We start from the raw sequence: 4,430 nt of genomic DNA on the forward strand, positions 1-4,430 counted from the left end.
CCGGGCCTTCTTGTCTTGCGTGGTGCTGATAGTCCGCTGGCGGGCCGAGTATCAGCGTCAGGCGACGCGGGTGCTGCCCGGGCGAGGCGAGGTGCAGGGCCGGTCCACCACGGCGTCGAACGCGTCCAGGACGGCGCTCACCTCCGGGCGGCGGCGCGGGGCCTTGGCTGCGGGGCTCTGGCCTCGCCGGGCCCGGCGCAGGTGGCGCTTCACCGTCGACAGCGAGCAGCCCAGCCGCATGGCCAGGGATTCCAGGCTGTCATTGGGGTACTGCGTACGCAGCCGCAGTACTTCTTCGTGGCTGACGGGCCGGCGCGTGCCCCGCGCTCCGGCCAGTTGGTCGAAGTCGTCCGCCTGCACCTCGACGTCGAGCAGGTTGCGCATCGAGCGTCGCTGGGCGGCGGTCGTCCCCGCGACGAAACCGCTGACGTCGTGCTCGGCAACGGCGCTGAACAGGCAGTCGGTGAACAGCGGGCACGAAGCGCAGAGCGTCTTGGCCTCCCGAACCAGTTGCTCGTAGCGCTCGCGGGTCCGCCGGGTCGCCGACGCGGGCGGCGGCTCTTCCATCAAGCGGTGCTGGAAAATGTCCGTACGTGCAGTGCAGCCGGTCATGGCCCCTTCCATGATGGAAGATGTGTCGACAGCCGCACGGGAGCCGCTGCTCCCTTGCCCCGCTATCTTGACGCTGTTGACGATCATCGTGGCTCCCCAAGTTCCAGGACCCGTGTGAACGAACGATGAATGACGCTCGTACATCAGGGGCCCACTAGCTGATGGACCGACCATCTGGTGCCGACCCACCCTGTCGAACGGCGCGAGACGCACCGATCCAATACTGTTGACGTCGCGACCGCGGATTTGGTTGCACCCAATTCCGCATCGATCCGTCGACGCTGTTCCATCCAGGTGAGGCCGCACCGGATCTGTGATCCGGAACAGGCGTACGACGCGGTTGAATCGCGCCCGGTTCCCCGCCCAGCCACCGCATGAAATCATGCGCAAACCCTGCAGCGCATGGGAACTAGTTGCCTTTGCAGCATCCTGCCGTAACGGTCTGGTGACGTTGTTCAACGGTCAATCAAGATTGCCCGGAAAGCGATGTCCAAACGGTTGCGCCGGAGGCCCTGGAGAGGGTATGAAGCGACTGAGTCGCAAAAGGTACGGTAGACCGGTGCCCGCCGAAGACGCAGTCCGTCCACCCCGCCTGATCGCCACCGACCTGGACGGAACGCTGGTGCGCAGCGACGGGTCGATCTCGCCGCGGACCAAGGAAGTGGTGCTCGCCGCACAGGAGGCCGGCGCCGTCTTCGTGATGGTGACCGCGCGGCCACCGCGCTGGTTGCACGACCTGACCGACCTGGTCGGCGCGCACGGTGTAGCGATTGTTGCCAACGGCGCCATTCTGTACGACGTCGTTCAGCGCCAGGCGATTCGGACCGCGCTGATCGATCCGGCGGTCGCGCTCGAGGTGGCTCAGGCGATCCGTGCGGAGATCCCGGACGTGGAGTTCGCGATCGAGCGATCGAACCGCTACGGACAGGAACCGCGCTACCTCAACCGGTGGCCGATGCCGGAGGACACGCTGATCGCCGAGGTCGAGGTGTTGCTGTCGGAGCCGGCCGCGAAACTCCTGGTCCGGCACCCTAGTTGGCACTCCGACGACCTGCTGGCGCGGATCGCGCCGCTGGTCGGCGACCGGGTCGCGGCCAGCCACAGCGGCGGCCACAGCCTGGTGGAGATCTCGGCGAGCGGGGTGTCGAAGGCGGCGATGCTGGCCGATTTCGCTGCCAGTGCGGGGATTTCCGCCGATCAGACGATCGCGTTCGGGGATTCGTTGAACGATCTACCGATGCTCGTCTGGGCCGGTACGTCGTACGGGGTGGCCAACGCGCACGTCGAGGTGCTCGCGATGGTGGACGTGGTCTGCCCCTCGAACGACGAGGACGGTGTCGCCACCGTCCTCGCAGACCTCTTCAACTTCTGACTGCTACAGGTACATCCCGCCGCTGCCGGGGCCGTCGGTGGCTCCGGGCTGCGGTGCGCCGGGGAATGCGGGGGACTCGTCAGACGGCATCTGCTGGCCGCCGGGCAGGGCGCGACGCATGCCCTCCAGCTGCTGACGCGCGGCCATCTGCTGAGCGAACAACGCCGTCTGGATGCCGTGGAACAAGCCTTCCAGCCAGCCGACCAGCTGCGCCTGCGCGATCCGCAGCTCGGCTTCGGTGGGCGTGCTGTCCTCGGTGAAGTCGAGGCTGAGCCGCTCCAGTTCCTCGACCAGTTCGGGGGCCAGGCCGCTTTCGAGTTCCTTGATCGACGCCTCGTGGATCGCCCGCAGCCGCTGCCGCGACGCCTCGTCCAGCGGAGCAGCCTTCACCTCGTCGAGCAGTTGGCGGATCATGTTCGCCACCCGCATCACCTTGGCCGGCTGCTCGACCAGTTCGGTCACCGAGCGTGGCTCGTCGTCGCGCTCGTCCTCGCGCTCGCGCGGCGGCCCCTCGACGGCCATGCCGTCCGGACCGACGATCAGGATCTTGCCGTCCTCGGTCTGGGCACCGGTCATCTGAACCTCGCGGCCACCCTGGCTCTCGCTGCTGCTCTCGGTCATCTGCCCATCCTAGGCCGCGCTGACGAGGGCTCCGGAAAGGGCCAGCGCAGGGCACTAGTGCGGCTTGGAGCGATGCCTGCGGACGGCGTCACGGTTCGCGCAGGCGGGACTGCAGTACCGCTGTCGCCCGCCACGGGACAGGTCGGCGTACACGTTGTCGCAGCCGTCGGTCGCGCAGCGGCCCAGCCGGCTGATGCCGCGGCCCGCCAGGTGCAGCGCGGTACCGGTGCTGATCAGGGTCGAGACCAGCCGGCCGACCGGTACGTCGTCAGGGCGGTAGTGCATGTGCCACCCATCTCCCGCGTGGTTCGTCAGCCGCGGATGCTCGGTGTACTTCGCGAGCATCTCGTTCGCCAGCCGCACCCGGGACTCCTCATCGGGCGCGTCCACCACGGCCAGCCACTCGTCCAACGCCACCCGTACTGCGGCCAGGTCGGCGGCGGTGACCTTCCGGGTCCGGACCAGGCGGCTCTCGACGCCGCTCTCCTCGCAGCGCTCGGCCAGTTCATCGGGGGTGTTCGCTGGATGCGTGGCCAGGTTCACGGCCAGCAGGACCGCGTCGGCGCCGTAAGGGTTGAGATACACAATGGCATTACATCACGATGGACTCATGACCACCAGAGAAGAACTTCACCGGCACCGCTGGGAGGTGGCGTCGTCACACCCGGTCAGCGAGGGGTTGCTCAGCTACCAGCGTTGCGGCTGCGGCCAGTGGCGCGTCACCAGTACTCCGCTGCACCCGGTCGCGCACCCCGACCTGGCCCGGATCGAGGCCAGATAGGGGCGCGCGACAACTAATTCACTCGACCCGGCGAACCATCGGCAGCCGGGACCGGGTCAGCAACCAGGCCAGCAGCCCGGCGAACAACGGCACCACGACCACGATCCCGCCGATTTCCTGCCACGGAATGACGAAGTGCGGCGACCCGAAGGCGGCGTGAGCCGTGTAGCCGTACAGGGCTCCCACTCCAACGCCCAGCAGACAACCCAGCTGTCCCAGCACCCACGCCTGCGCGGCGGCCAGGTTCCGCCGACGCCGCGGCGGCGCACCGACGGCCGCCAGGGTCGCCAGATCGGCCCGTCCCTCCGCCGCCGACAGCGAGACCGAGATCGCCACGCCCAGCAAGGTGACCACCGTCGCCGCACCGAGCAGTCCGAGCATCCAGAGCCGCGCCGGGCTTTGATATCCCTTCTCCACCGTGAATTCGCCGTCATGGCCGAGGACCTTGGCCACAGCGCCGTACTCGTCGTCCGTCGGCTCACGCGACAGGTCGTACTGGACCTGCAGGACCCTGAGGTCGCCCAACTTCTTCGCGGTCTCGGGACTGGCCAGCGACGACATCGGAAGCAGGCCGATGGTCGGCGGCGACGGCACCACCGCACCCGGATGCGGCTTGGTCGACGTGGCCATCTGGTCGGCGGTCGAGGTCAGAGCGACCAACCCGTTCTTCAGGGCCCTTGGATCCGACACGACGACCTTGCCGTCGCGCATCGCCGCTGCCGCCTTCGGCCCGTACTCCGGGAACCGGGCGATGTAGTCCGGGTCGACGACCAGCAGCGGATAGCCCGAGTCTCCCTCCTTCCCGGGTGGCCCCATCGCCATCAGGCCCGGGGTCCAGCCGTTGTACGACTTCTCGCCCGGCCAGGACACCTCGGCGATCTCGTAGGTCTTCTCGGCCGGGATCAGGCCGGCCACCTTCTCGACCGTTGACGGCGAGTACGGGACCAGGCCGTGGAAGGCGATTCTCGCGTCACCGGACAGGCCCTCCGGCCGGTAGTGCTGGGCGTCCGCGGCGATGCTGTTGGCCGAGGCGAACGCGATCGC

Annotated in this window: 6 protein-coding genes; 2 read left to right on the forward strand and 4 right to left on the reverse strand. The window is 68.3% G+C overall.

The window, feature by feature from the left end; all coding sequences use genetic code 11:
• Nucleotides 1-57: 57 nt before the first annotated feature.
• The gene (locus ABD255_RS07120) at nucleotides 58-567 is read right to left on the reverse strand and encodes a WhiB family transcriptional regulator (protein WP_344211086.1); all 510 of its coding nucleotides are present in this window, start codon (nucleotides 565-567) and stop codon (nucleotides 58-60) included.
• Nucleotides 568-1,171: 604 nt separating this feature from the next.
• Here ABD255_RS07120 and ABD255_RS07125 point away from each other — a divergent pair.
• On the forward strand, nucleotides 1,172-1,984 hold the full coding sequence (locus ABD255_RS07125) for an HAD family hydrolase (protein WP_344211088.1): 813 nt from the start codon (nucleotides 1,172-1,174) through the stop codon (nucleotides 1,982-1,984).
• 3 nt (nucleotides 1,985-1,987) lie between these two features.
• Here the strand turns inward: ABD255_RS07125 and ABD255_RS07130 are convergent, their stop codons facing one another.
• Complete coding sequence (locus ABD255_RS07130) at nucleotides 1,988-2,605, reverse strand: bacterial proteasome activator family protein (RefSeq protein WP_344211090.1); 618 nt, start codon at nucleotides 2,603-2,605, stop codon at nucleotides 1,988-1,990.
• Between the two features lie 54 nt (nucleotides 2,606-2,659).
• Nucleotides 2,660-3,190, reverse strand: coding sequence for a CGNR zinc finger domain-containing protein (locus ABD255_RS07135; protein ID WP_344211093.1), 531 nt, complete (start codon nucleotides 3,188-3,190; stop codon nucleotides 2,660-2,662).
• A 25-nt stretch (nucleotides 3,191-3,215) separates the two neighbouring features.
• Here ABD255_RS07135 and ABD255_RS07140 point away from each other — a divergent pair, with 25 nt between their 5' ends.
• Nucleotides 3,216-3,386: a hypothetical protein gene (locus ABD255_RS07140; RefSeq protein WP_344211095.1), complete on the forward strand. Its 171-nt coding sequence runs from the start codon at nucleotides 3,216-3,218 to the stop codon at nucleotides 3,384-3,386.
• 18 nt (nucleotides 3,387-3,404) lie between these two features.
• Here ABD255_RS07140 and ABD255_RS07145 read toward each other — a convergent pair.
• Nucleotides 3,405-4,430 (reverse strand): FtsX-like permease family protein (locus tag ABD255_RS07145; RefSeq protein ID WP_344211097.1); only part of this gene is annotated, 1,026 nt, incomplete at its 5' end.

Origin of the sequence: Kribbella sancticallisti (genome assembly GCF_039530625.1) — a bacterium.
Taxonomy (GTDB): domain Bacteria; phylum Actinomycetota; class Actinomycetes; order Propionibacteriales; family Kribbellaceae; genus Kribbella; species Kribbella sancticallisti.